The following is a 25,033-nucleotide window of genomic DNA, read 5'->3' on the forward strand; positions in this document are numbered from 1 at the left end:
TCATTGCGTCAGCGCGACCACGCTGTCGATGCCGCCCTGCGCCATCTTGGCGTAGGGGCACAGGCGCTCGGTATCGCGCACCAACGCCGCGGCCACCGCCTGGTCGACACCAGGCAAATGGATATTGACATCCGCGCGCAACGCGAACAGGCCGTCGACCGGATCGCGGCCAAAGGCGATGGTGACCGTCACCGAAGCGTCGGCGACGGCAATGCCGGCGCGCTCGGCCAGCAACGCCAGCGCGCCGTGGAAACATGCCGCATAGCTGGCGGCGAACAACTGCTCGGGGTTGGTGCCTCCGCCCGCGCCGCCCAGTTCGACCGGCAGCCGCAGCTCTACCGCCAACTCGCCGTCGTCCGACATGGCGACGCCGGACGCGCGCCCATGCCCGGCCTCGCCGCCGCGCACCGTCACGCTGGCGGCGTACAGGGGCTGGAAATCCCGGCCCCGGTATTTGTCCAGAAGCGCCTGCGAAGGCGGCCGCGGCTTGCGCATGGCAGTCCTCCCCGCCCGCCGCTATGATCGCGCGCCCGAGCGGCCGAACCAGGTATCGAAGTCGATCGCGCCCAGACGCGCGCCGGCAGCCGGCACCAGTGTCGTGTCATCGAGTGCCGCGCCAAAGTAGCGCGCCCGCGCATCCGCCCGAACGCCTCGCAGGTCGCCGATCCGGGCCATGTAACGCTGAGCCAGCTCGGCCAGGCGCACACGCTCGGGCCCGGCGATTTCAACGATGTCATTGACCGGCGCGGCCAGGGCGGCATCCACCATGGCCTGCGCCACGTCGTCGGAAGCGATCGGCTGTATGTAGGCGGGCGACAACCGCACCTGGTTGCCTTCGGTGCCCGACTGCACGATGCCACCCAGGAACTCGAAGAACTGCGTGCTGTGCACGATGGTGTAGGGAATGCCGGCCGCCTCGATCAACCGCTCCTGCGCGATCTTGCCGCGAAAATAGCCGCTTTCCGCCAGGCGGTGCGTACCCACCACCGACAACGCGACATGATGACGCACACCGGCGCGGACCTCGGCGGCCAGCAGGTTGCGCCCCGAGGCCTGAAAGAACTCCAGCACGGCCTTGTCTTCGAACGACGGCGAATTGGCGACGTCGACCACGGTATCGACGCCGGCCAGCGCGGCGTCCAGCCCTTCGCCGGTGATTGTGTTGACGCCCGTCGCGGGCGAGGCGGCGATCGCTTCATGGCCGCGCTCGACGAGCAGCCGGACAAGTTTGGAGCCGATCAAGCCGGTACCACCGATTACCAGGATCTTCATGTCGCCTCCTCAGTTGAACCTGGCCTTGTCCAGCCCATAGGCCTTGTCGGCCGAACCCGGCACGGTCCGGAAACCCACGTTGAGGCGGTTCCAGCCATTGATCGCCATGATGGCGAAGCTCAGGTCGGCGATCTCTTTTTCGGACAGTTGCGCGCGCACGCGCTCGTACACCTCGTCGGGCACGCCCTGCGCGCCCAGCGTGGTCAGCGCCTCGGTCCATGCCAGGCAGGCGCGCTCGCGCGGTGAAAACTCGGTGGATTCGCGCCAGATCGCGACATGGTGCAGGCGCAGTTCGCGCTCGCCATGGATCTTGGCTTCTTTTACATGCATGTCCAGGCAGAAGCCGCAGCCGTTGATCTGCGAAGCCCGGATCTCGACCAGCGACAGGATCGACGGCTCGATCGCCCCGGATTTCACGAGCATGCCGAACTCGACGAATTTCTTGAACAGTTCGGGCGATTGGACGAAAGCGTTCAGGCGTTGACTCATGGTGACTTCCTCGATGGATAGGCGGGTGTCCAGTCCGTGCCGCGCCGGACGGCGCGCCTGCTGGAACAACGCCCCGATCGTAGGCCGGGCCGGCGAGCCGCGGTAGGTCCGCACGAGGGCGCATGGTGTTGCCCTGGCGGCAACAATCAGCGCGCGCCGGCGTGGACGCTTGCCAGGTAGGCCGCGGCGCGGCGCCAGAGTTCCGGCCACAGCGCCTCCCAGCAGCAATGGTGCGTCGCATCCGGGAGGGTGACGACCGGCGGCCGCGCAGCCTGGGGATAGCGGGCGGCATAGCCGCGCGCGAGCGCCGGCGGCACGACAGTGTCGCGCGCGCCGGCGAAATGGTATTGCGCCAGCCCCGCGAGCCGGCCCGTTTCCAGGGCGGGATCGAGCGAACCGGTCAAGGGCGCCAAGCCGTGCAGGCGTACCCAGCCGGCCAGATCCAGATTGCCGGCCACGGTCACCAGCGCGATCACATCATGGCGCCGCGCCGCGGCCAGGGCCGCTATCGCAGCCCCCCCCGAATACCCGACCAACACGAGACCGCGCGGCCCCAGCCGGCGTTGCAAGGCATCCAGCGCCGCATCGGTGGCGGCCACCACTTCCGGCGAGAAACGCCGCGCGGTCCAATAGGCGGAAGAACAGGGCGGGCGTTGCGCCCCCGTGTACTGGCACGGACGCGCCAGGTAGGCGGCCAGCCCCTCGGGCTGCGCCAGCGCCAGGCTCAGCCCCAGTGGCGCGACCGGCGTGGGGTCCAGGGACGCCAGGGACGGCGTCAGCCAGGCCAGCCCGTCGCCTTCGATATATACGGTCAGCCACCCTGGCCGCGCCGGCAGCGCCGGCGGCACGTACGCCCGCAGCGCGAAGCCCGCGGCGGGCAAAGTCAACGCGGTCCAGCCCCGCGAAGCGGCCAACGCGTCGGCATGCGCGACGCGTTGGTCCAGCGCGGGCGGCGTGGTGCAGCCGGCAGCCAGCGCCAGTAGCAGCGCCGCCACCGCCGGCCGGACCAGGCCGCCCGGCCGGCGGCGCGCGCCCCTAGAACAACCAGCGGACACGCAGCGATGCGGTCTGGCCGAAGAAGCCATCTCGACGTGTGGCGTCATAGCGGCCCGAGATCTCCGTGCCATTCTGCGTGGTGTACGCCAGACCAGCACCCCCGCGCAGCAGCCAGGGAGACTGGCTGGTGCCGTAGGTCACGAAGGCCGCGTCGGCTGCGCCGGCGAAAGCGGCCGTGATGCGGGCATCGCGGTTGTAGAGGTCATAGCCGGCGCCCAGATTGGCCGTGGCGGTGAAGCGGTCCGTCAGCGCATGCGTGAACTTGCCGTCCAGCCCGAGCACCAATGCATCCGTGCTGCGGGACTTGACCTGCAGGTTCAGACCGCCCGCGCCCTGCTCGCGATAAGCGTCATCCTTGATCCAGGTGTAGTCCAGGCGCAACGAAGGGGCGAAGACACTGCGTTCGCCCAGGGCGTAGCGCCGGTCCACGCCGATACCGGCATGCACGGTCTTGCTGTCATAGCGCGATTGCGCGCTCAGGCCGGCAAGGTCGATCTGGCGTTGGCCCTTGTTGCGCATGCGGCCGCCATCGAACTGGTAGAACAGATCGGACCGGCTGTCCAGCGCCTGCGAGCCGTAGGCAATCAGTTGGTAACTGTCGATATCGGACTTTTGGCGAGGACCGCTCGGGTTGCTCGACACGTCGGTGTGCGAATAGGCAAAGGCCAGACCCAGGTCGGTGCCGGGCCGCAGGCTGCCATCCAGACCGATGACCAGGCCGCCTGTATCGGCGCTGTAGCCGGTCACGCCGTCCTGGTCCTGTTGGCGCGAGTGCGTACCGAAAGGCTTGATCCAGACATGGCGGTCACTGAAAAAGCCATCGCCCGAGGCCATGCCGCGGCTGGCATCGATGCGCGCCTGCACCACCGAGTTGACGGTAGCCATCGTGTTGTTGGCCAGCGACAAGCCGTTGCCCGTCAGCAACGGCAGCGTCTGCTGCACCGCGGCGTTGACTTCGCTGCTGTTGCTGCTGTTGACGATCGTGTCCAGCGCACGCTGCAGTTCGGGCGACGAGGTTCCCTGGGCCAGCAGCGCGTCGAAGACCGCGGCCGCCCCCCTGGCGCCGGGAGCCTGCGTATCCACGGCCCCCTGGATGCTGCGCATACCGGTGTCGCGCGCGGTCAGGTCCACGCCATTGGCGCCGAACACGGCCGAAAAGGCGTAGCGCAACGAATTGTCGGTCACTGCCAGGCCCTTGTCGGCAACGCCGCCAGTGGCCGTGATCACGTTGGCCAGGGTGCCGCCGCCATAGCTCGACTTGACGTCCACGTCGATCGTGCCGCCCAGCGCGGCGCTTCCGCCCACCGCCAGCGTGCTGTAGTCACTGGCGCTGGCGGCCGCGATGCGCAGGGTGCCGCCGCCGGCCTGGGTGAAATCGCCGCCGACACGCCCCGCGAGCGCGCTGCCGGTGTAGCGCGGATTGGCGAGGTCGGCCCCCTGCTTGAGCAGGATGACACCAGCGTTCGCCAGGTCGGCGCGGTCTCCCAGCGACAAGCCGCCGGACAGCACGCCGCCGGCCTGGTTGTCGACGCGGAAACTGACGCCATCGGCCACGCGCACCGCGTCGCCCGCGCTGGCGATGGTGCCGCTGTTGATTAGCGATCCCCCCGCCGCCGCGGCCGTGACATAGACCCCGGCGCCGGTCGCATCGCTGACCGTCATGGTGCCCTGGTTGGTCAGGTTGACCTGGCCGCCGCTCGAGCTGGCCTGGATGCCATAGCGGGCATTGATGCGGCCCGCGTTCAAGACCGAGACGTTGCCCAGGTCGGTGGCGGCGTTGATGCCCGCGTCCGCCGTGGCATTGAGCACGCCACTGGCGGTATTGGTGGCGGTGACCGCGCCATTGCCGTCGGTGTAGACACGGATGGCCGAGAATCCGGGTCCGTTCTGCGGCTGGCCAGCCTGGCGATTGGCGGTGATGGTGCCGCTGTTGTAGACCAGGGTATCGGCGCCGGTGCCGGCGGCCACCACCGCGTCGTAGTGATCGGCGAGCACCGTGCCGCTGTTGACGATTTCCGCGCCGCCCTTGCTGGACCAGGCCACCAGGCCCTGGAACGTCGTCGAACGCACGCTGCCGCTGTTTTCGATCCGCGAGGTGCCCGCGTAATTGATCGCGCGCGCAGCGGCCTGGTAGGCCTGCACCGTGCCCAGGTTGCGGATCAGGACCGTGCCCGGCTGGGCGACGTTGCCGCCGTCGGCATACAGGCCGCGCGCCTGGGTCGAAGTCACGCTCCCCCGGTTAATCAGGGTGACGGTGCCGTTGTTGGACGTGGCGGTGATGCCATAGGTATCGCTGCCGGTGGCGACCACGGTCGCTGCGCTGTCGATGAAAATATCGTTGCGAAACGCCGTATTCGCGCTTTCGGAACGTATCCAGAGCGCACCGAACGGGCCGGCCGAACGCAGCGTGACGCCCGTGCCGACATTGACGTTGACGCTCCAGTCATTCGCGCTGGAATTCAGGAATACGGCGGGATAGTCGTTGCGCTCGAGCGTCGTGTTGCCGCTGATGGTCAAGTTCTGCACGAACGGTCCGGTCGGAACGGACGGATCGTTGCGCAGGGACACGGACGAAGCGGTGACATCCTTGACCACCAACGACGATGTTCCGGCACCGCCACGCAGTTCGATTTCGGTGGGACCGCACTGCAGCGCAACGACGCTGCCGGTCGCGCTACAGCCATCCAGCGGCGTGGGCGCGGCGAAAAGCGGGGCCGAACCCGCGACAAGCAGCGCCGGCAACAGCGCATAGGAAAAGGGCAAGTCTTTGGGCAGACGCATCGCAGTTCTACAGGTTTGGTAACAACCGGCGATTAAATGATACGGCGTCCGCTATCGTCAATTGATTGCTCGTAGTGGAAAACGCCAGCTTGCCCGGGTCCGACCGCACGATTTGCTGTCACATTGGGGCGCTCGGGCACGCCATGGACGCGACCGGCCGTGCTGATGCGCGGCCGCCCCATGGACGCAGCCGGCTTAGCGGACGTCCGCGCCCGCCGGTTCAGATGCCGTCAAGCAACCGCGCCCGCCGCAAGCACAACATGATTTGTTCGACCTGCTCGGGGCTGATGATCAGCGGCAGCGAGATGACGATCATGTCGCCGGACGCGCGCACCAGCACGCCGTTGTCATGGGACAGGCCCTTGAGCCCCAGCGCGCTGGACCGCCAGAAGAAACACACCTTTCTAGCGGGTGGCCACGTTTTGCTGAATCCGGCGACTGAAGAACCGTGAGTCGACACGTCAGCCGCAATAGAGTTGGTGTGGCGTCCAGCACTCAAAGCTCTCGGTATACGGCACCGCGACGCCAGGCAGACTCGGCACGCCTTCGCCGAGCTATGCTTGATGGCCGACATGAACCCCGCCTACATCTCGAGGCAGATGGAACACAAAAACGCCAGAATTTTCTTCGAGGTCTATTCGAAGTGGATCGATGGTGCGGCCAATGACAGGGAAAAGGCGAAGATGGACGCCATATTTGCAGCGCGCGCTACTGAGAGGCGCGTGGCTACGCTTCGGTCACAAAGCCGGGGGTGGCCACAACCGGCGCATGCTTAATCTTGACCATTCAACCCTTGCCCCAAAAATGTCCCAGACACCTCGGAGAACCGCAGGAAACTGGCGCGCCCGACAGGAATCGAACCTGTATCAAGAGCTTCGGAAACTCTCATTCTATCCATTGAACTACGGGCGCAGCGCAAGGAGGCGGTATTGTACCCAGTTTTGCGCAATCTGTATGAAGTCAGCCGCTTCGCCGGACAAACTGCGTGAAAACCCCGTCCGTGCGTTGGACGCGCGTCCCTGACACCGTTATATAATCCAGCGTTTGCTTGCAAGGCGGTCTGCTTTTTGCCGCCCTTTGTGCAGTACTGATTTTCTGTTGCCGCCGCCAGGCGCCCCGGTACCCGTTAGCAGGATTTGGTCATGAGCAACGAGCAGGAACACATAGAAGAGCACTCCTCCCCCATCAAGACCCCGAAGCAACTGATCGTCACGGTCATACTGGCCTTCGTGGTGCCTATCGCCATCATCATCCTACTCGTGAACATGGTCGCCTCCGGCGCCAAGGTGGGCGCCGGGTCGGACACGCTATCGAGTGAAGCCGTCACCAAGCGCATCGCCCCCGTTGCCGGGTTCGAACTGGTCGACGCCAACGCCCCCAAGGTCTTCAAGACCGGCGAGCAAGTCTTCGCGGCGGTCTGTACGGCCTGTCATACCGCCGGCGTGGCGGGCGCACCCAAGGTCGGCGACAACGCCGCCTGGGCCCCCTTCATCAAGTCCGGCTTCGACACCATGCTGAACGTTGCCCTGCACGGCAAGGGCGGCATGCCCGCCAAGGGAGGCAACCCGACGCTGTCCGACTACGAAGTCGCGCGCGCCGTGGTCTACATGGCCAACAAGTCCGGCGGCTCACTGCCGGAACCGGCCGCGCCGGCTGAAGACGGCGCCAAGAAGGAAGCCGACGCCGCCCCGGCCGCTGCTGCGCCTGCTGCTGCGGCCCCTGCTGCCGTGGCTGCTGCGCCTGCCGCCGCCGCGCCCGCGCCGCAGCAGACGGCCGCGGTCAACCCGGCCGGTGAAAAGCTCTACAAGAGCGTCTGCTTCGCCTGTCACGCCACCGGCGTGGCCAACGCCCCCAAGTTCGGCGACAAGGCTGCCTGGGAGCCCTACATCAAGACTGGCATGGACGCCATGGTCAAGGTCGCGATGCAAGGCAAGCCGCCCATGCCGCCCAAGGGCGGCGCGGCCACCGCCTCGGAAGACGACATCCGCGCGGCAGTGCAATACATGGTCGACGCGGCCAAGTAAGCCAGGTCCTGCGCGTGGGCCCCATGCCACGCGGACAAGAAAAAGCCCCTCGGTGCATCGAGGGGCTTTTCATTTGGCGCGGCGTCAGTCGGCGGCCGACGTCTTGAGCAGCGACATGCCCAACTGCACGCGGCGCTGCAGCCACAGGCTGGGACGATAGCGCGGATCGCCCGTGACGCGCTGCATGCTCTTGAGGATCTCGAGAATGCGTTCCGCGCCCAGCGCGTCGCCCAGGGCCAGCGGCCCCACCGGATAGCCCAGCCCAAGCGTCACGGCACGGTCGATGTCCTCGGGCGTGGCGATCTGCTGCTGCGCGATGTCGGCGGCGATGTTGACGATCATGGCCACGATGCGCTGCGCCACGAAACCCGGCGAATCCTCCAGCACCGAGACCGGCACGCCGTCACCGGCCAGCAGCGCGTGCGCGGCGTCGCGCCACTTGTCCTGCGTGGCGGGCGAAACCATGATGCTGCGGCGGGCGGCCTTGTCGAACGCATGCAGGGTATCCAGGCCGACGCAACGCGCAGGATCCAGCCCCTGCGCCGACGCCGTGGTGGACACATCCTCGCCGAACGGCGTGACGATGATCAACGCGTCGGCCGCCGGCGAGGAACCGGACACCAGCGGCGCGCCCAGCTTTTCCAGCAGCGCGGTGGCACGCGCGTAGCCTTCGGGATGGCGCGGGCTGACCCAGACCTTCAGGCCTTCAGGCAGCGCCGGCACGGGCGGCTCGGCGGGCACCTGCTTCTGGCCGTCCACATACTTGTAGAAACCCTCGCCGGCCTTGCGGCCGATCAGGCCGCCGGCCAGACGCACGGTGGTAATGGGCGACGGGCGGAAACGCGGCTCGTCGAAGAACTGGCGGTAGATGGATTCCATCACCGGATGCGACACGTCCAGCGCGGTCAGGTCCAGCAGTTCGAACGGACCCATGCGGAAACCGGCCTGCTCGCGCATGATGGCGTCGACCTGCGCGAAGCTCGCGACAGATTCCTGCGCCACGCGCAGGCCTTCGGTATTCATGCCGCGGCCGGCGTGGTTGACGATGAAGCCCGGCATGTCCTTGGCGCGCACCGGCGTGTGGCCCATGCGGCGCGCCAGCTCGGCCAGGGCGTCGCCGGTCTCGGGCGCGCTGCGCAGGCCGTCGATGACCTCGACCACCTTCATCAGCGCCACCGGATTGAAGAAGTGATAGCCCGCGACGCGCTGCGGCAGCTTGCAGGCGGCGGCAATGGCGGTGATCGACAGCGACGAGGTGTTGGAGGCCAGGATGCAGTCGTCGGCCACCACGCCTTCCAGCGCGGCGAACAGATCGCGCTTGACGTCCAGGCGCTCGACGATGGCTTCGACCACCAATTGGCATTGCGCCATGTCCGACAGCGCGGTGGCGGGTTCCACCCGCTCCAGCGCGGCGTGCGCGTCGGCGGTCGACAGCTTGCCCTTCTGGGCCAGCTTGTCCCAGGTCTGGCGCAGCGACTCGCGCGCCGCGGTGATCGCATCGCCGCTGGTGTCGTACAGGCGCACCCGCAGGCCGGCCTGCGCCGCGATCTGGGCGATGCCCCGCCCCATGGCCCCGGCGCCCACGACGCCGATGGTTTGAATCTCCGTCATCAACTTCTCCTGCCTGTCATTGGAATGGTGTGCGCGGTGGCCGCGCGATGCCTTGGAATCAGGGCGCGCTTTGCGCCAGCGCCTGGATTTCCGCGGCCGACAGCCCGAGCTTTTCGGCCAGCACCTGCGCGGTGTGCTCGCCCAGCATGGGCGGCGGGCGGCGGTATTCGACCGGGCTGCCCGAGAATTTCAAGGGGCTGGCTGCCATCGGCACGGTGCCCGCGGCCGGATGCGGCAGTTCGCGCTTCATGCCGCGCGCCAGCACCTGCGGGTCTTCGTAGACCTGATCGAGCGTGTTGATCGGACCGGCCGGCACGCCGACGGCTTCGAGCGCCGCAAGCCAGTGGTCGCGCGCGCCGGTGGCCATGCGTTCGGCCAACAGCGGCACCAGCGCCTCGCGGTTCTTGACGCGCTGCGGGTTGGTGGAAAAGCGCGGGTCGGCCGAGAGTTCGGGCAACCCGATCGCGCCGCAATAGTTGCGGAACTGGCTGTCATTGCCCACGGCGACGATCAGGTGGCCGTCGCTGGCGGCGAAGACCTGGTAAGGCACCAGGTTCTGGTGCGCGTTGCCGGCGCGGCGCGGCGCGTTGCCGGAGGTCATGAAGTTCAGGTTCTGGTTCGCCAGCATGGCGACCTGGCAGTCCAGCAGCGCCATGTCGATGTGCTGGCCCAGGCCGCTGACCGAGCGCTCGTGCAGCGCGGCCAGGATGCCGACGGTGGAATACATGCCGGTCATCAGGTCCGCCACGGCCACGCCCGCTTTCTGCGGACCGCCGCCGGGCAGATCGTCGCGCTCGCCGGTAATGCTCATCAGGCCGCCCATGCCCTGGATCATGAAGTCGTAGCCGGGACGGCTGGCGTAGGGGCCGGTCTGGCCGAAGCCGGTGATGGAGCAGTAGATCAGGCGCGGGTTGGCTTCCTTGAGGCTGGCATAGTCCAGGCCATACTTGGCCAGGCCGCCGACCTTGAAGTTCTCGACCAGGATGTCGCTCTGCAGGGCCAGTTCACGCACCAGCTCGGCGCCGCGCGGCGAGGCGATGTCGAGGGCGACGGAGAACTTGTTGCGGTTGGCCGAGAGGTAGTAGGCGGCTTCGCTGGTGTCGTTGCCGGCCGCGTCCTTCAGGTACGGGGGGCCCCAGGCGCGGGTGTCGTCACCGGCGCCGGGGCGCTCGATCTTGATGACTTCGGCGCCGAGGTCGGCCAGGTTCTGGGTGCACCAGGGGCCGGCGAGAACGCGGGTCAGGTCCAGGACGCGAATGCCTGTCAGGGGAGCGGGACGTTGCGACATCTTTTATCTTTTCGCCAAAGAGTATTAGGTCAGTGGGGATATTAGCCGGTGGGGGCTTGGGTGTGTTGGGGTGGTCGTTTTAGGTGGACGCGGGTGGGTTCTTTAGACGCCCTTTGCGGTGTGGCGTGGGGAATCGGGGGCTACGATTGCGGTCCGGAGCGTTCGCTCCGGACTGCCCCTTACTCATCCTCGTCCTCGCCTGCGGCGACTCCTTCGGATTCCGTCGGGCGCATCTACACGCCCCCCATTCCCCACGCCACACCGCAAAGGGCTGCGCTGAAGGCTCATGGCGGGCGCTGGGACGGACGGTGTGCTTGGCATTCTGGTGACGACCATGGGGGGGTTGAGGGGTGGGGCGGGGCCCGCCAAAGGCGGCTGCGCGGGCAGCCTTCTTTGGCTTACGTGGGGGCTTGCGTTTGAGTCTGACGCTGCGCGTGGGTGGAAGACCTTCTCGTTGCATGGGCGCCTCGCGGCACATGATGCATGGCGCCCTGCCCTATTGATGAGGTCCCGGTATTAGGCGTGGCGGTGCATGCCCGCCACGCCGTCGCCCTGCTTAGCTGTTGGCCTTGATGACCTCGCGGGCGATGACCAGCTGCTGGATTTGCGAGGTGCCTTCGAAGATGCGGAACAGGCGCACGTCGCGGTAGAAGCGTTCCACGGCGTATTCGGACATGTAGCCGGCGCCGCCGTGGATCTGGACGGCGCGGTCGGCGACGCGGCCGACCATTTCGGTGGCGTAGAGCTTGCAGCAGGCGGCCTGCATGGTGGTGTTCTCGCCGCGGTCGCGCATGCGGGCGGCGTCCAGGACCATGCAGCGGGCGGCGTAGAGTTCGGCCTGGCTGTCGGCGATCATGGCCTGGATCAACTGGAACTCGGCGATGGGCTGGCCGAACTGCTTGCGTTCGGTGGCGTACTGGACTGCATCGCGCAGCAGGCGGTCGGCAATGCCGACGCACAGGGCCGAGATGTGCAGGCGGCCCTTGTCGAGCACGCGCATCGAGGTGCGGAAACCGTTGCCTTCCTCGCCGCCCAGCAGGGCCGAGGCGGGGACGCGGCAATTGTCGAAGACCACGTCGCTGGTCAGGGCGCCGGCCTGGCCCATTTTCTTGTCGGGCTTGCCGATGATCAGGCCCGGCGTGCCGGCTTCGACCAGGAAGCACGAGATGGAATTGGCGCGGCGCTCGGGCGCGGTGCGGGCCATGACCGAGAACAGGCCGGCGATGGGCGCGTTGGTGATGTAGCGCTTGGTGCCGTTGAGCACGTAGTGGTCGCCGTCGCGTTCGGCCGACAGGCGCAGCGCCATGGCATCGGAACCGGCGTCGGGTTCGGTCAGGGCGAACGAGCCGATCAGCTCGCCGCTGGCCAGGCGCGGCAGGTAGCGGGCGCGCTGTTCATCGGTGCCTGCCAGCACGATGGCCTGCGAGCCGATGCCGATGTTGGTGCCCGCCAGCGAACGGAACGCGGGCGAGGTCTGGCCCAGCTCGAACACCACCTTCACTTCTTCTTCCATCGTCAGGCCCAGGCCACCGTGATCCGGCGAGATCGACAGGCCGAACAGGCCCAGCTCGCGCATTTCGGCGACGATGTCCGGCGGCACCTGGCCGCTGGCGGCCAGTTCGTCCTCGGCGGGAATCAGGCGTTCGTGCACGAAGCGGCGCACGGCGTCCAGCAACAGGTTCAGGGTTTCGGTATCCAGGGCCATGATGTCAGTCTCTCGGGAGTGCGGGGCGGCGGCGCTCAGGGGCGCATACCGCCAACCAGTAAATCGAAGTAGCCGGCGGCGATGGCCTCGGCGCTGTCGCCCTGGCCGGGCTTGTACCAGCGCACCATCCAGTTCAGCATCGACAGCACGGCGCGGCCGGTGGCGGCCACGTCCAGCGGCCGGAACGCGCCTTCGGCCACGCCCTGCGCAATCAGGTCGCGCAGGCGCTTCTCGTAGCCGTCGCGCAGGCGGGCGGCATCCTCGCGTTCGGGCAGCGCCATGCCGGAATAGCCGATCAGCATGGTGACGAACTCGGCGTGATGCTGCTCGAAGTAGCGCGCGTGTCCCACCATGAAGGCGCGCAGGCGGGCGACGGCGCCCTCGGCGCGCGCCACGTCCTGGCCGACGCTCTGGTTCAGGCCGTTGAGCACCGCCAGGATGATGGCGTCGTAGATGTCCTGCTTGGTGGTGAAGTAGTGATAGATGGCGGCCTTGGACACGCCGATGGCGGCGGCCAGGTCCGACACCGAACTGCCGTCGTAGCCGCTGCGCGCGAACAGCTTGGCGGCTTCGGCCAGGATGCGTTCGCGCGGCGCCGCCAGTGTCGGCGGGCGGCCGGCGCGGGCGCGTTTGGTGGCGGGGGCTGCGGAAGTCGCCATGCGGGAACCTGGTGAGGCGGCGTCGAGGCAGGCAATGCCGGACCGCGCGCGGTTCGGTTCCATTGACAGCGGTTCGGCGCTTGCCGTTAAATAAAGATTAATTAATTACCGGACGGTCGGTAGGTAATTGTAGGCACATCCCTTTCCGCCACGCAAGCGCGGCTTGGGCGCTCAACCCGAAACCCCACGTGACGCCGTTATGCCCCACACCCTAGTGACAGATCTGTATGGCCAGATGTCCCTGCCGGTCATCAGCGCCCCCATGTTCATCGTGTCCAACCCGAAGCTGGTCGTCGCGCAATGCACGAGCGGCATCGTCGGTTCGTTTCCGGCGCTGAACGCGCGTCCGCAGAGCCTGCTGACCGACTGGCTGGACGAGATCCAGGCGGGGCTGGCCTCGTACCGCGAGGCCAATCCGGGCGCCGCCGTCGCGCCCTACGCCGTCAACCAGATCATCCACCAGTCCAACGACCGGCTCGAACAGGACCTGGCAGTGTGCGCCAGCCACCGCGTGCCTCTGATCATCACCAGCCTGCGCGCGCCCGGCGACCTGGTCAAAGGCATCCACGACTGGGGCGGCAAGGTGTTCCACGACGTCACCACCATCCGCCACGCCGAAAAGGCGCTGGAGGCGGGCGTGGACGGCCTGATCCTGGTGTGCGCGGGCGCGGGCGGCCATGCCGGCACGCTCAGCCCGTTCGCGCTGGTGTCCGAGGTGCGCCGCTTCTACGACGGCCCGCTGATCCTGTCGGGCGCCATCACCTCCGGCGCCCAGGTGCTGGCCGCGCTCGCCATGGGCGTGGACTTCGCCTACATGGGCACGCGCTTCATCGCCAGCGAGGAAGCCAACGCCAGCGACGGCTACAAGGCCGCCATCGTCGAGGCCAGCGCCGCCGACATCCTCTATACCCCGTTCTTCACCGGCATTCCCGGCAACTATCTCAAGGCCAGCGTCGCGGCCGCCGGCCTCGATCCGGCCAATCTGCCGCAACCAGACAGCGGCGCCTCCAATTTCGGCTCCAGCCGCGTCAAGCCGTGGAAGGACATCTGGGGCGCGGGCCAGGGCGTGGGCAACATCGGCAGCGTGCAGCCGACGCGCCAGATCGTCGACACGCTGCGCCGCGAGTACGCCGAGGCCAAGACGCAACTGGCCGCCAGGACCTTCGCATGAGCGCCGGGCTGCGGGTCACGCGCGACGGCGCGGTGCTGACGCTGGTGATCGACCGCCAGGATCGCCGCAACGCACTCGACACGGCCACCTACACGGCGCTGACCGAACAGATCGCGCTGGCCAGCGCCGACACCGGCGTGTCGGCGGTGATCCTGGCCGGCGCCGGCGAACACTTCACCGCCGGCAACGACCTGCGCGACTTCCAGGCCGAGCGCGGCGCCGGCGACAGCGCCGGACTGACCTTCCTGCGCACCCTGACGCAGGCCGACGTGCCGGTCATCGCCGCCGTCGAGGGCTACGCCATCGGCATCGGCGTGACGCTGCTGCAGCATTGCGACTTCGTCTACATCGGCGAAGGCGCCACGCTGCGCATGCCGTTCGTGGCGCTGGGCCTGTGCCCCGAGGGCGCGTCCAGCCTGCTGATGCCGCGCCTGGCCGGCGCCCGCCGGGCCGCCGAATGGCTGTTGCAGGGCAAGGCGTTCTCGGCGCGGGAAGCCTGCGAAGCCGGCCTGGCCACCGCGGTCACCGCCAAGGGCGGCGCCCTGGCGGCCGCGCAGGCCACCGCCGCCAGTCTGGCCAAGCAGCCGCCAGCCGCCTTGCGGCTGACCAAGGCCATGCTCAAGCGCCCGGACCGGCAGGCGATCCAGGACACCCTCGATTACGAGGCGCAGCAGTTCCGCGCACGTTTGCAGACGGAAGAGGCGCAGGCCGCGTTCGCGGCGTTCTTCAAGAAGTGAATCCGGCGCGGCCGGCAGCCGTCCTTATCAGAACGGCGAGTCGGGCCGGAAGTTCGGCGCCCGCCGCTCGCGCAGCGACTGCACGCCTTCGCGCACGTCCGGGCCGCCGAACCCCATGAATTCCAGCGCCAGCGACGTATCGAAGGTCGGACCGGCCATGCGCAGCCAGTTGTTCAGCGAATACTTGGTCCAGCGGATCGCGGTCTGCGAGCCGGCCGCCAGGCGGTTGGCCACCTCGAAGGCGCGGCCGATCAGTTCGGCCTCGTCCACGCACAGCGACACCAGGCCAATGCGCTCGGCCTCTTCGCCGCTCACGGTCTCGCACAGCATCAGGTAGTACTTGGCGCGCGCCATGCCGCACAGCAGCGGCCAGACGATGGCGGCGTGGTCGCCGGCCGTGACGCCCAGGCGGGTGTGGCCGTCGATGATGCGGGCGTCGCGCGCGGCGATCGAGATGTCCGCCAGCAGGCCCGCCACCAGCCCCGCGCCCACGGCGGCGCCATGCATCGCCGACACGATCGGCTTGCTGCAATTGATGATGTTGTAGACCAGGTCGCGCGCCTCGCGCCAGACGCGGGTGCGCACGTCGAAGTCGTCCGCCATCTGCTGCACCAGGTCCAGGTCGCCGCCGCCCGAGAAGCCCTTGCCCTCGCCGCGGATCACCACCACCCGGGTGTCGGGGTCGGTGTCGATATCGCGCCAGATGTCGGCCAGCTCGCGGTGCATGCGGTCGTCGGCGGTGGACAGCTTGCCCGGCTTGCCGTCCTTGGCCCCCATGATCAGCTCCAGCACGCCATTGGGATGGCGGCGCAGCTTGAGGGACTCGTAGGCGGAATAGTGTTCCAGCGTGATATCGGTCATTTTTGTCTCCGGTGGCGCGGGCGGAAGGCCGCGTGTTTTGGGGCACTATAGTGGATAGCGCCCATCCCGATGCCGCTCGCCGATCCTGGAGCCTCAGCCCATGAACACCCCCGCCCCCTCCTTTGCCGGCGAGATCCGCCGCGACGACCTGCCGGCCTTGTTCGCCGTGCGCGATCCGGACAGCCACAAGGGCAGTTTCGGCACCGTCGGCGTGGTGGGCGGCGGGCGCGGCATGGAAGGCGCGGCGCTGCTGGCCGCGCGCGCCGCGCTCAAGACCGGCGCCGGCAAGGTGCTGGTGGGCTTCGCCCAGGACGCGGCGCCGCTGCCCTGCGATCCGCTACAGCCCGAACTGATGCTGCGCGACGCGCGCTCGCTGCTCGACACGGACTGGGGCGTGACCGCCTGGGTTGCCGGTTGCGGCATCGGCGCTGGCGCGAGCGCCGCCAACGCCCTGTCCGAACTGTTCGTGCTGCGCCATGGCGCGCCGCTGGTGCTGGACGCCGACGGCCTGAACCTGCTGGCCAACGGCGGCATCCAGCCCAACTGGGGCAACGGCCCGGTAGTGCTGACCCCGCACCCGGCCGAGGCCGGCCGGCTGCTCGGCCAGGATACCGCCCGCGTCCAGGCCGACCGCCCCGCCGCCGCCCAGGCGCTGGCGCTGCGCTTCGGCGCCTGGGTGGTCCTGAAGGGGGCCGGCACGCTGGTCTGTGCCCCGGACGGCACCTGGCGCCGCAACACCAGCGGCAACCCGGGCCTGGCCACGGCGGGAACCGGGGACGTATTGGCCGGCATCCTGGGCTCGTTATTGGCTCAGCGGCTGCCACTCGAGCAGGCCGTGGCCGGCGCGGTCTGGCTGCACGGCGCGGCCGCCGACGCCCTGGTGGCCCGGGGCATCGGCCCGATCGGACTGACCGCGGGCGAGCTGGCAGACGCAGCCCGGGGCCTGCGCAACGGCGGACCGACAGCCTAAACCCCCGGGGGGAAAACACATTTTTACAACACACTAGGGTTTTCCCCTAAAAACGCGTTGCTTTTAATCTAGGGTTATCCCTATAATGGTTTACCCCAAGACGAAACGGACTGGAGAAAACCATGAGCGAACTGACCCTGAACCACACTGCCCGCCTGACCGACGCGCTGGAGCGTGACCTGCTCCGCGGCGCTCTCGAGAACCAACCGAATTCCCACCCGCTGACCAGCCTGAAGAAGGCTGGCAAAGCCATCGCCGCCGCTGTCGCTGGCGTGTTCGCCTTCATCGACGAAGTCAACGAATCGATGAACAAGGCCCGCGCCGCCAGCTCGCGCTTCTCCGGCTCGCAGTGGTAAGACCAGCCGCGACAGGCTGAATCGCGACCGATCTCCCGCGATCCCGCCTGACGCGCTGCCGATGCGAAGCCCGCCGCCGAGGCGGCGCCCGTTGCATCGGCCCCTGGCGCCCGGGGCGTCGAGCCTTGCTCCCCTCACCAGGCGCCATCGCGCCGCGCCGGCCCCGCTTGCGGGGCCTTCGCGACGCCCTGCCCCCGTCATTGCGCAGCAATAACCCCTGTCGCCCCAGTGCGAAGCCGTCCCGAAGCGGGACGGTTTCACGCTGGGGCGATTGGCATTTGGCCCGCGCCAACAACGGGTTTGCGCCCCTTGGCGTTTACCCTAGCGTCAGCGCGGCGCGCATTGACAGCGCGCGAACCGCCTACCGATAATCGGCCCCTTGCCGTCGTGCCTGGCGCCAACAACACCGCAAGCCCCCCGGCCGACGCCCAGTTTTCCCGGTTGGCGGCTCCGCTGTTTGCCACCGCAAGCACGATCCGGTTCGTTCCCCATCCGGAGTTGTCACCATGAAGTTGCGCACTACCCTGGCCCTTGTGGCCGCCGCCATTCCCTTGGCCGCTGCCCAGGCCCAGACGCTGAAGATCGGCCTGTCGGCCGAACCCACCTCGGCCGATCCCCATTACCACAAGATGACGCAGAACGACGCGTTGTCGGCGCACGTCTACAGTTCGCTGGTGGGCCGCAGCGCCGACATGAAGCTGGTGCCCGCGCTGGCCACGTCCTGGAAGAACCTGGACGACCTGACCTGGGAATTCAAGCTGCGCGACGACGTCAAGTTCTCCAACGGCAAGCCGTTCACCTCCGAAGACGTGCTGTTCACGATCTGCCGCACGCTGAACAACGAAACCAACGTGTCGCAGTCCTACATGGACACGACCAAGCTGATCACCGACGTGCAGACGCCCGACGCGCACACGGTCATCATCAAGACCGGTGCGCCCTTCCCGCTGATGCCGGCCGAACTGGCGCGCTCGCTGCCGATCATCTGGAACGGCATCGTCGAGCACGGCAAGCTGACCTTCGACCCGAAGAAGGGTTGCGGCGTGACCGGCCCGTGGCCGACGGTGGCCGACTTCAACAACGGCAAGGATGCCATCGGCACCGGCCCGTACACCCTGAAGTCCTACGTCAAGGGCACCGGCATCGAGCTGGTGCGCAACGAGAACTACTGGGGTCCGAAGCCCTATTGGAAGGAAGTGAAGTTCGTGCCGGTGCCGGCCGCCGGCCCGCGCCTGACCGGTCTGCTGTCGGGCGACTTCGACCTGATCGAGAACCCCGCCGCGCGTGACCTGCAGCGCCTGAAGGACAACCCCAAGTTCGGCTTCGTGGCCACGCCCTCGACCCGCCTGGTGTTCTTCCAGCCCGACGTCGCGCGCAACCCGAGCCCGTTCGTCAAGAGCGCCGACGGCAAGAATCCGCTGCAGGACCTGCGCGTGCGCAAGGCCATCTCGATGGCGATCGACCGCAAGACCATCACCGCCCGCATCATGGACGGCATGGCCACCCCGGCCTACCAGTACATGCCCGACGGCATGTTCGGCGCCCTGCCCAAGGCCCCGGAAATCAAGTACGACCCGGAAGGCGCCAAGAAGCTGCTGGCCGAAGCCGGCTACCCCAATGGCTTCGAGCTGACACTGTCGTCCACCAACGACCGCTACGTCAATGACGGCCAGGTGGCGCAGGCCGTGGCCCAGTACCTGGCCCGCGTCGGCATCAAGACCAACGTCGACGCCATGACCGCCTCGATCTACTTCCCGAAGCGCGCCAAGCGCGAGTTCAGCTTCTCGATGGGCGGCTGGCCGGCGGAAACGGGCGAGGCCTCGGCGCTGTTCCAGCTTTGGGTCGCCTCGCTCGATTCGCCCAAGAGCCTGGGCACCAGCAACTATGGCGGCTTCAGCAACGCCGACTTCGACAAGGTCTACAAGCAGGCCATCGTCACGGTCGACGCGCCGCAGCGCGAGAAGCTGCTGCAGCAAGCCACCCAGATCGCGCTGGACAACGTGCCGCTGATCCCGCTGCACTTCGAAAGCAGCATCTGGGCCTTCCGCAAGGGCATCTCCTACGAAGGCCGCCGCGACCAGTTCACCCTGGCCACGTCGGTCAAGCCCGACGCCAAGTAATCCGGCGCGCGCGACATGAAAACGGCTGCCCGAGGGCAGCCGTTTTCACTTGGCGGCGGCGCGAGTCAGGCGCCGGGCCCTTCCTCCAGCAGCACGTCCAGTTCGCGCGACAGCAGATCGATGAACGCTTCCGTCTTGGACGGCAGCCGGCGTCCCTGCATGACATGCAACTGCAAGGTGCGCGACTGCAACTGCGCGTTGGAGATCGGCACCGCCACCAGTTCGTCGCGCTTCAGGCTCCAGGCCACCGAGATGTAGCCGCTGAGCATGATGGCGTCGGAACCGAACACGAAACCATGCAGCGGCGAGGAGTCGTTGCAGGTGAAGGTGGGTTCGAGCTGCACCGATTCCAGCATGCAGCCCATCTCGAACAAGTGGCGGGTGGTCGTGCCCGGACCGGTCAGCGCCAGCGGATAGCGGCCAAGGTCCTGCAGGCTGACGCTCTTGCGGCCGGCCAACGGATGGCCCGCCGCCATGACCGCATGCACCGGCGCGCGTCGCGAATAGCGCACGCTGACACCGCTGAGCCGTTCGACGTTGAAGGTCATGCCCAGTTCGACGCTGCCTTCGGCGACGCGGCGCGCGACGTCGGCCGGCGTGCCCACGTACAGGTCGAAGCGCGCCTCGGGCCAGTCGCGGCGAAAGCGCGCCATGGCCGATGGCAGGAAGATCCGCGCCACGCCCTCGACCGCCGCCATGCGGATTTCGTTGCGCGCCATGCCCTTGAGCGCGGCGATCTCCTGCAGCACCGAATCCGATTCCAGCAAGGTGCGGCGCGCATGGGCCAGCAGCAGCCGACCGGCCTCGCTCAGCACCATGCCGCGCGCGGCACGCTCGAACAGCGGCGCGCCGGCCTCTTCCTCCAGCTTGGCAATCTGCCGGCTGATGGCCGACACCGCCACGTGCAGGCGCTCGGATGCGCCGCTCAGGCTGCCGGCCTGGGCGACTTCGACAAAATACCGCAAGGCAATGCCATGCATGTTCGGCCTCGTTTGGGCGGGGAGTGGCAATAGTGAGCTTTGCTTTTTCTGCAAAGCTCCCGATAAATATTCTAATTGTAGAGAAAGCTTCCCTGATCCTAGAATTTGCGCAATGATCCAGCCGGGCTTCTCCTGACGCGCCCGGCCACGAAAAGGGGAAGTCCGTGTCAGCAGCAGTCACCCGCGCCGCCGCCATCGGCCGTGCGCTCGCGTACGCCGAAAGCGGCGCCCTGCAACGCGACCTGGCCGAACTGGTCGCGTACCGCACCGAAAGCCAGGACCCCGGCCAGCGCCCGACGCTGTACGACTACCTGCGCACGGCGATCGCGCCGCGCCTGGAAAGCCTGGGCTGTACCTGGCGCATCGCGGACAACCCCGTCGCCAACGGTCCGCCGTTCCTGTTGGCCGAACGCATCGAGGACCCGGCCCAGGCCACTGTGCTGATGTACGCCCATGGCGACGTGGTGCGCGGCTACGACGACCAGTGGCGCGCCGGCCTGTCGCCGTGGCGGCTGACGGCCGAAGGGAATCGCTGGTACGGCCGCGGCACGGCTGACAACAAAGGACAGTACTGCATCAATATGACCGCGTTGGAACAGGTGCGGGCCGAACGCGGCGGGCGCCTCGGTTTCAACCTGCGCATGCTGGTGGAATGCGGCGAGGAAGTCGGCTCGCCCGGCCTGCACCAGGCCTGCAACGCCTGGCGCGAGTCGCTGGCCGCCGATGTCTTCATTGCCTCCGACGGACCGCGCCTGGCGGCCGATCTGCCGACGCTGTTCCTCGGGTCGCGCGGGACGCTGCTGTTCGACCTGGAGGTCGACCTGCGCGACCATGCCCACCACTCCGGCAACTGGGGCGGCGTGCTGCCGAATCCGGGCCTTATCCTGGCGCACGCGCTGGCCAGCCTGGTGGACGCGCGCGGCCGCCTGCTGGTCGATGGCCTGCGCCCGCCGCCCATTCCTCCCGCGGTGCGCCAGGCGCTGGCGCGCATAGAAGTGGGGCGGGACGACGACGCGCCCGAGCTCGATCCGGATTGGGGCGAACCCGGCCTGTCACTGGCCGAACGCCTGTTCGGCTGGAACACGCTGGAAGTGCTGGCCTACAAGACCGGCAACCCCGACAACCCGGTAGGCGCGATTCCACCACGCGCCAGCGCCACCTGCAACCTGCGCTTCGTGGTCGGCACCGATTGGCGCCACGCCGAAGGCATTCTGCGCCAGCACCTGGATGCTTGCGGCCTGCCGCAGGTCGCGGTGCGCGTGCGGCGCGGCACCCCGGCCACGCGGCTGGATCCGGACGACGCCTGGGCGCGCTGGGCCGTGGATTCGCTGGCCGCCACGACCGGCAAGACGCCGGCGCTGCTGCCCAACCTCGGCGGCACGGTGCCCAATGACGCCTTCTCGGACGTACTCGGCTTGCCCACCCTCTGGGTGCCACACTCCTATCCGGCCTGCTGCCAGCACGGCCCCGACGAGCACCTGCTCGCTTCCGTGGCAGGCGAGGCCGTGGCCGTGATGGCCGGGCTGTTCTGGGACCTGGGTGAACAAGGCGCGGCCTTGGCGGCGCAGCGGCAGTCCCCAAGCCCCGGCTGACCGCCTCCTGACCGCCTTCGACCGCCATCCCCTATACAATCCCCCCGCTTGATCGGAGTTCCCATGTCCTCGTCCTCTACCGCGCCGCGTCCGCGCCCATTTCTCCTCGCCTGTCCGGATCTGGCGGCCGAACGCGTGGGCAACACGGAAACGCCCGGCGTCTGGCATTTCGATTCCGGCGCGCCGGGCAAGCACGTGATGCTGAGCGCCCTGATCCACGGCAACGAGCTGTGTGGCGCCTGGGCCCTGAAGGACGCGCTGGCCGCCGGCCTGCGACCGCGCCGCGGCTCGCTGACGCTGGCGTTCTGCAACCTGGCCGCGTTCGACCGCTTCGACCCCGCCAACTACGCGCCGGCGCGCTTCGTCGACGAAGACATGAACCGGGTCTGGAGCGACGACAAGCTGGCCCAGCCCATCAGCCAGGAACGCCGCCGCGCCGCCGCCATCCGCCCGTGGGTGGCGCAGGCCGACTGGCTGCTGGATTTCCACTCGATGAGCAATTCCGACGTGCCGCTCCAATTGACCGGCATGGAACAGCGCAACATCGACCTGGCCCTGTCGCTGGGCAACCCCGCCACCATCATCGCCGACGCCGGCCATGCCGCCGGCGTGCGCATGCGCGACTACGGCCGCTTCGGCGAAGCCGGCGACAACGGCACCCGCTCGCTGCTGATCGAATGCGGCTTCCATGGCGCGCCCGAGGCGCGCGGCGTGGCGCTCGACCAGATGGCGCGTTTCCTGGCGGCCGCCGGCACGGTGGACGAAGCCGACCTGCCCGCCGCCTGGTTCGCGCCACAGGCCAGTGCCCAGCGCGCGCTGCGCGTGACCCACGCGATCACGGCCAAGAGCGCCGATTTCCGTTTCGCCGAACCCTGGAAGGGCCTGGAGACGCTGGCGCGCGCCGGCACCGTCATCGGCTGGTCCGAGGGCGAGGCCGTGACCACGCCGTACGACAACTGCGTCCTGATCATGCCGTCGACCGCCAATCTGCGAGCCGGCGTCACGGTGGTGCGGCTGGCGCAACCGATCGTCTAGAGCCATTGCGCGGCGCGCCCTCGATGGCGCGCCGCCTCATATAAAAAGCCACCAAGGGAAGCAGCATGTCCGCAAACGTTTTCATCCGCAGCGCGTTATCGACCTGTACGCTGGCGGCCGCCGTCGATCCGGCGGTGGGCGGGAAGCGGCTGCGAGCTTCCCTGGTCCTGGCGCTGGCCGACCTGCCCAGCACTCCGCCGCATTTCGAAAGCGGCATCTGGGCGTTCCGCAAGGGCCTGACGTACGAAGGCCGCGCCGACCAATACACCCTGGCCATGCCGGCCAAGCCCGCCTATCCATAAAGATCGCCATTTCCGGCGCCTGCAACCCCGAGCCCACCAAGGAAATATCACGTGGCCCTTTTCATCCTACGCAGACTGATCCAGAGTCTGTTCGTGCTGCTGGCCGTCTCGGTCGTGGTCTTCTTCGCGGTGTATGCCGTGGGCGACCCGATCGAACTGCTGGTCAGCCCCGAAGCCAGCCAGGCGGCGCGCGAGGCGATGATCGCCCGCCTCGGCCTGGACCTGCCCGTGTGGCAGCAGTACACAGGGTTCCTGTGGCGCGCGCTGCACGGCGACCTGGGCACCTCGTTCGTGCACGGCATCCCGGCCATCGAGCTGATCGTGCAGCGCATCCCCGCCACCTTCGAACTGGTGATCGTGGCCATCGGCCTGACCTGTGTGATCGGCATTCCGCTGGGCCTGGTGGCCGGCCTGTACCGCGATGAGCCCCTGGGCCGCGGCATCATGTCGTCGTCGGTGCTGGGCTTTTCGCTGCCCAACTTCTGGCAGGGCATGATGCTGATCCTGCTGTTCGCGGTGTGGCTCGGCTGGCTGCCCGCCACCGGCCGCGGCGACACCGTGACCGTGCTGGGCGTGCGCCTGTCGATCCTGACGGCCGACGGCTGGTCGCACTTGATCATGCCGGCGATCAACCTGGCGCTGGCCAACATCGCGCTGGTGCTGCGCCTGACCGCCTCGGGCGTGGTCGAGGCCCGCAGCCAGGACTACGTGAAGTTCGCGCGCGCCAAGGGCATCAAGCCCGGCCGCATCGTGCGCCGCCACATCCTGCGCAACATACTGATCCCGGTGGTCACTGTCATCGGCATGGAATTCGGCAGCCTGATCGCCTATTCCACCATCACCGAAACCGTGTTCGCGTGGCCCGGCATGGGCAAGCTGCTCATCGACAGCGTCTACCAGCTCGACCGGCCCGTGGTGGTCGCGTACGTGATGCTGGTCACCCTGATCTTCGTGGTCATCAACCTGGTCGTGGACATCCTGTACGCCGCGCTCGATCCGCGCGTGCAACTCGTGACCCCCGCTCAATAACTCCCATGGCTCAATCTCCCAATACCGGCCGCACCCGTACCGTCCAGCCCCTGGCCGATACGCCCAAGCGCGCCTCGATCCTGAAGAAACTGCGGGCCCGCCCCACCGTGCGCGGCTCGGCCATCGCCCTGGCCATCCTGGTGCTGCTGGTGGTGTTCGCGCCCTACTTTGCGCCGCAGAATCCCTATGACCTGGCCAACCTGTCGCTGCTGGATGGCCGCCTGGCGCCGCGCCAGGCGCTGATGGACGGCAGCATCGCCTGGCTCGGCACCGACGACCAGGGCCGCGACATGCTCAGCGCCATTCTCTATGGCCTGCGCATCAGCCTGATGGTGGGCCTGTCGGCGGTGACGCTGGCCACCGCCGTGGGCGGCGCGGTCGGCCTGGTGGCCGCCTACGTCGGCGGCCTGGTCGACACCGTGCTGATGCGCATCGTCGACTTCATCCTGGGTTTCCCGACCATCCTGGTGGCGCTGGTGCTGCTGGTGGTGCTGGGGCGCGGGGTCGACAAGGTGATCCTGGCGCTGGTGCTGGTGCAATGGGGCCACTATGCCCGCATCATGCGCAGCCGCGCGCTGCAGGAACGCCGCAAGGAATACGTCGAAGCGGCCGCCAACCTGGGATTTCCGGCCTGGCGCATCATGGTGTTCCACCTGCTGCCCAACTGCCTTGGCCCCGTCATGGTGTTCGCCACCATCCAGATCGCCACCGCCATCGCGCTGGAAGCGACGCTGTCGTTCCTGGGCGTCGGCGTGCCGATCACCGAGCCGTCGCTGGGCCTGCTGATCTCCAACGGCTTCCAGTACCTGCTGTCCGGCGACTATTGGATCAGCCTGTTCCCGGGCATTGCGCTGCTGTTGCTCATTCTTTCAATCAATATCGTCGGCGACCGCCTGCGCGAAAGCCTGGATCCGAGGAAATGACCCACCCCCGAAGCGCTTCGCGCTCCCCCCTCAAGGGGGCATGCCAGCGGACCGGCGGAGCCGGCTCCGCGG

The 25,033-nt window shown here is 68.0% G+C and carries 21 protein-coding genes, 1 tRNA gene and 2 pseudogenes; 11 read left to right on the plus strand and 13 right to left on the minus strand.

The genetic code is table 11. The annotated features are described in order from the left end of the window. The 7 genes from AC6LKG_RS17965 to AC6LKG_RS17995 all read right to left on the minus strand — a co-directional run bounded on the left by AC6LKG_RS17965 (window position 1) and on the right by AC6LKG_RS17995 (window position 6,510). Complete coding sequence (locus tag AC6LKG_RS17965; protein WP_498166416.1) at window positions 1–495, minus strand: Ohr family peroxiredoxin; 495 nt, start codon at window positions 493–495, stop codon at window positions 1–3. A 21-nt stretch (window positions 496–516) separates the two neighbouring features. Beyond that, window positions 517–1,272: an SDR family oxidoreductase gene (locus AC6LKG_RS17970; RefSeq protein ID WP_498166419.1), complete on the minus strand. Its 756-nt coding sequence runs from the start codon at window positions 1,270–1,272 to the stop codon at window positions 517–519. 9 nt (window positions 1,273–1,281) lie between these two features. After that, window positions 1,282–1,761, minus strand: a complete 480-nt coding sequence (locus AC6LKG_RS17975) for a carboxymuconolactone decarboxylase family protein (protein WP_498166421.1) — start codon at window positions 1,759–1,761, stop codon at window positions 1,282–1,284. A gap of 146 nt (window positions 1,762–1,907) precedes the next feature. Beyond that, entirely contained in the window at window positions 1,908–2,816 is a 909-nt protein-coding gene (locus AC6LKG_RS17980) for an alpha/beta fold hydrolase (protein WP_498166424.1), read from the minus strand. Continuing rightward, window positions 2,797–5,598 (minus strand): autotransporter outer membrane beta-barrel domain-containing protein, encoded by a 2,802-nt coding sequence (locus tag AC6LKG_RS17985; RefSeq protein WP_498166426.1) that lies wholly within the window; start codon window positions 5,596–5,598, stop codon window positions 2,797–2,799. The genes AC6LKG_RS17980 and AC6LKG_RS17985 overlap by 20 nt, the downstream gene beginning before the upstream one ends. 220 nt (window positions 5,599–5,818) lie before the next feature. Next, entirely contained in the window at window positions 5,819–5,998 is a 180-nt protein-coding gene (locus tag AC6LKG_RS17990; RefSeq protein WP_498166428.1) for a hypothetical protein, read from the minus strand. A 437-nt stretch (window positions 5,999–6,435) separates the two neighbouring features. Continuing rightward, window positions 6,436–6,510: transfer RNA gene (locus AC6LKG_RS17995), tRNA-Arg, on the minus strand. A gap of 230 nt (window positions 6,511–6,740) precedes the next feature. Between AC6LKG_RS17995 and AC6LKG_RS18000 the strand changes: the two genes are divergently transcribed. Further along, window positions 6,741–7,622: a c-type cytochrome gene (locus tag AC6LKG_RS18000; RefSeq protein WP_498166430.1), complete on the plus strand. Its 882-nt coding sequence runs from the start codon at window positions 6,741–6,743 to the stop codon at window positions 7,620–7,622. Window positions 7,623–7,706: 84 nt separating this feature from the next. On the opposite strand, the pseudogene AC6LKG_RS18005 reads toward AC6LKG_RS18000, so the two are convergent. The 4 genes and pseudogenes from AC6LKG_RS18005 to AC6LKG_RS18020 all read right to left on the minus strand — a co-directional run. Continuing rightward, window positions 7,707–9,266: pseudogene (locus AC6LKG_RS18005) on the minus strand (3-hydroxyacyl-CoA dehydrogenase); the annotation flags it as partial. A 25-nt stretch (window positions 9,267–9,291) separates the two neighbouring features. After that, entirely contained in the window at window positions 9,292–10,521 is a 1,230-nt protein-coding gene (locus tag AC6LKG_RS18010) for a CaiB/BaiF CoA transferase family protein (protein WP_498166432.1), read from the minus strand. A gap of 556 nt (window positions 10,522–11,077) precedes the next feature. After that, window positions 11,078–12,226, minus strand: coding sequence for an acyl-CoA dehydrogenase family protein (locus tag AC6LKG_RS18015; protein ID WP_498166435.1), 1,149 nt, complete (start codon window positions 12,224–12,226; stop codon window positions 11,078–11,080). A 35-nt stretch (window positions 12,227–12,261) separates the two neighbouring features. After that, entirely contained in the window at window positions 12,262–12,885 is a 624-nt protein-coding gene (locus AC6LKG_RS18020; RefSeq protein ID WP_498166437.1) for a TetR/AcrR family transcriptional regulator, read from the minus strand. A 199-nt stretch (window positions 12,886–13,084) separates the two neighbouring features. On the opposite strand from AC6LKG_RS18020, the gene AC6LKG_RS18025 reads away from it, so the two are divergent. Then, entirely contained in the window at window positions 13,085–14,056 is a 972-nt protein-coding gene (locus tag AC6LKG_RS18025) for an NAD(P)H-dependent flavin oxidoreductase (RefSeq protein ID WP_498166439.1), read from the plus strand. Beyond that, complete coding sequence (locus tag AC6LKG_RS18030) at window positions 14,053–14,793, plus strand: enoyl-CoA hydratase-related protein (protein ID WP_498166442.1); 741 nt, start codon at window positions 14,053–14,055, stop codon at window positions 14,791–14,793. Before AC6LKG_RS18025 ends, AC6LKG_RS18030 begins: the two co-directional genes overlap by 4 nt. 27 nt (window positions 14,794–14,820) lie before the next feature. Here the strand turns inward: AC6LKG_RS18030 and AC6LKG_RS18035 are convergent, their stop codons facing one another. After that, complete coding sequence (locus AC6LKG_RS18035) at window positions 14,821–15,654, minus strand: enoyl-CoA hydratase/isomerase family protein (RefSeq protein ID WP_061072608.1); 834 nt, start codon at window positions 15,652–15,654, stop codon at window positions 14,821–14,823. A gap of 100 nt (window positions 15,655–15,754) precedes the next feature. Here AC6LKG_RS18035 and AC6LKG_RS18040 point away from each other — a divergent pair, with 100 nt between their 5' ends. The 3 genes from AC6LKG_RS18040 to AC6LKG_RS18050 all read left to right on the plus strand — a co-directional run bounded on the left by AC6LKG_RS18040 (window position 15,755) and on the right by AC6LKG_RS18050 (window position 19,100). Further along, the gene (locus tag AC6LKG_RS18040) at window positions 15,755–16,624 is read left to right on the plus strand and encodes an NAD(P)H-hydrate dehydratase (protein WP_498166444.1); all 870 of its coding nucleotides are present in this window, start codon (window positions 15,755–15,757) and stop codon (window positions 16,622–16,624) included. 122 nt (window positions 16,625–16,746) lie between these two features. Then, on the plus strand, window positions 16,747–16,980 hold the full coding sequence (locus AC6LKG_RS18045) for a hypothetical protein (protein WP_427991235.1): 234 nt from the start codon (window positions 16,747–16,749) through the stop codon (window positions 16,978–16,980). A gap of 506 nt (window positions 16,981–17,486) precedes the next feature. After that, window positions 17,487–19,100, plus strand: coding sequence for an ABC transporter substrate-binding protein (locus AC6LKG_RS18050; RefSeq protein ID WP_498166447.1), 1,614 nt, complete (start codon window positions 17,487–17,489; stop codon window positions 19,098–19,100). 65 nt (window positions 19,101–19,165) lie between these two features. On the opposite strand, the gene AC6LKG_RS18055 is transcribed toward AC6LKG_RS18050, so the two are convergent. Next, window positions 19,166–20,080 (minus strand): LysR family transcriptional regulator, encoded by a 915-nt coding sequence (locus AC6LKG_RS18055; protein WP_498166449.1) that lies wholly within the window; start codon window positions 20,078–20,080, stop codon window positions 19,166–19,168. A 164-nt stretch (window positions 20,081–20,244) separates the two neighbouring features. On the opposite strand from AC6LKG_RS18055, the gene AC6LKG_RS18060 reads away from it, so the two are divergent. The 5 genes and pseudogenes from AC6LKG_RS18060 (at window position 20,245) to AC6LKG_RS18080 (ending at window position 24,961) form a co-directional block, all read left to right on the plus strand. Continuing rightward, the gene (locus AC6LKG_RS18060) at window positions 20,245–21,672 is read left to right on the plus strand and encodes a M20 family metallopeptidase (RefSeq protein WP_498166452.1); all 1,428 of its coding nucleotides are present in this window, start codon (window positions 20,245–20,247) and stop codon (window positions 21,670–21,672) included. A 63-nt stretch (window positions 21,673–21,735) separates the two neighbouring features. After that, window positions 21,736–22,707: a M14 family metallopeptidase gene (locus AC6LKG_RS18065; RefSeq protein WP_498166455.1), complete on the plus strand. Its 972-nt coding sequence runs from the start codon at window positions 21,736–21,738 to the stop codon at window positions 22,705–22,707. Between the two features lie 122 nt (window positions 22,708–22,829). After that, window positions 22,830–23,009, plus strand: a pseudogene (locus AC6LKG_RS18070) (ABC transporter substrate-binding protein); the annotation flags it as partial. Between the two features lie 51 nt (window positions 23,010–23,060). Continuing rightward, window positions 23,061–24,038, plus strand: coding sequence for an ABC transporter permease (locus AC6LKG_RS18075; protein WP_498166458.1), 978 nt, complete (start codon window positions 23,061–23,063; stop codon window positions 24,036–24,038). A gap of 5 nt (window positions 24,039–24,043) precedes the next feature. Continuing rightward, complete coding sequence (locus tag AC6LKG_RS18080; RefSeq protein WP_498166461.1) at window positions 24,044–24,961, plus strand: ABC transporter permease; 918 nt, start codon at window positions 24,044–24,046, stop codon at window positions 24,959–24,961. Window positions 24,962–25,033: the final 72 nt, after the last annotated feature.

This window comes from Achromobacter sp. 46006 (assembly GCF_059761975.1).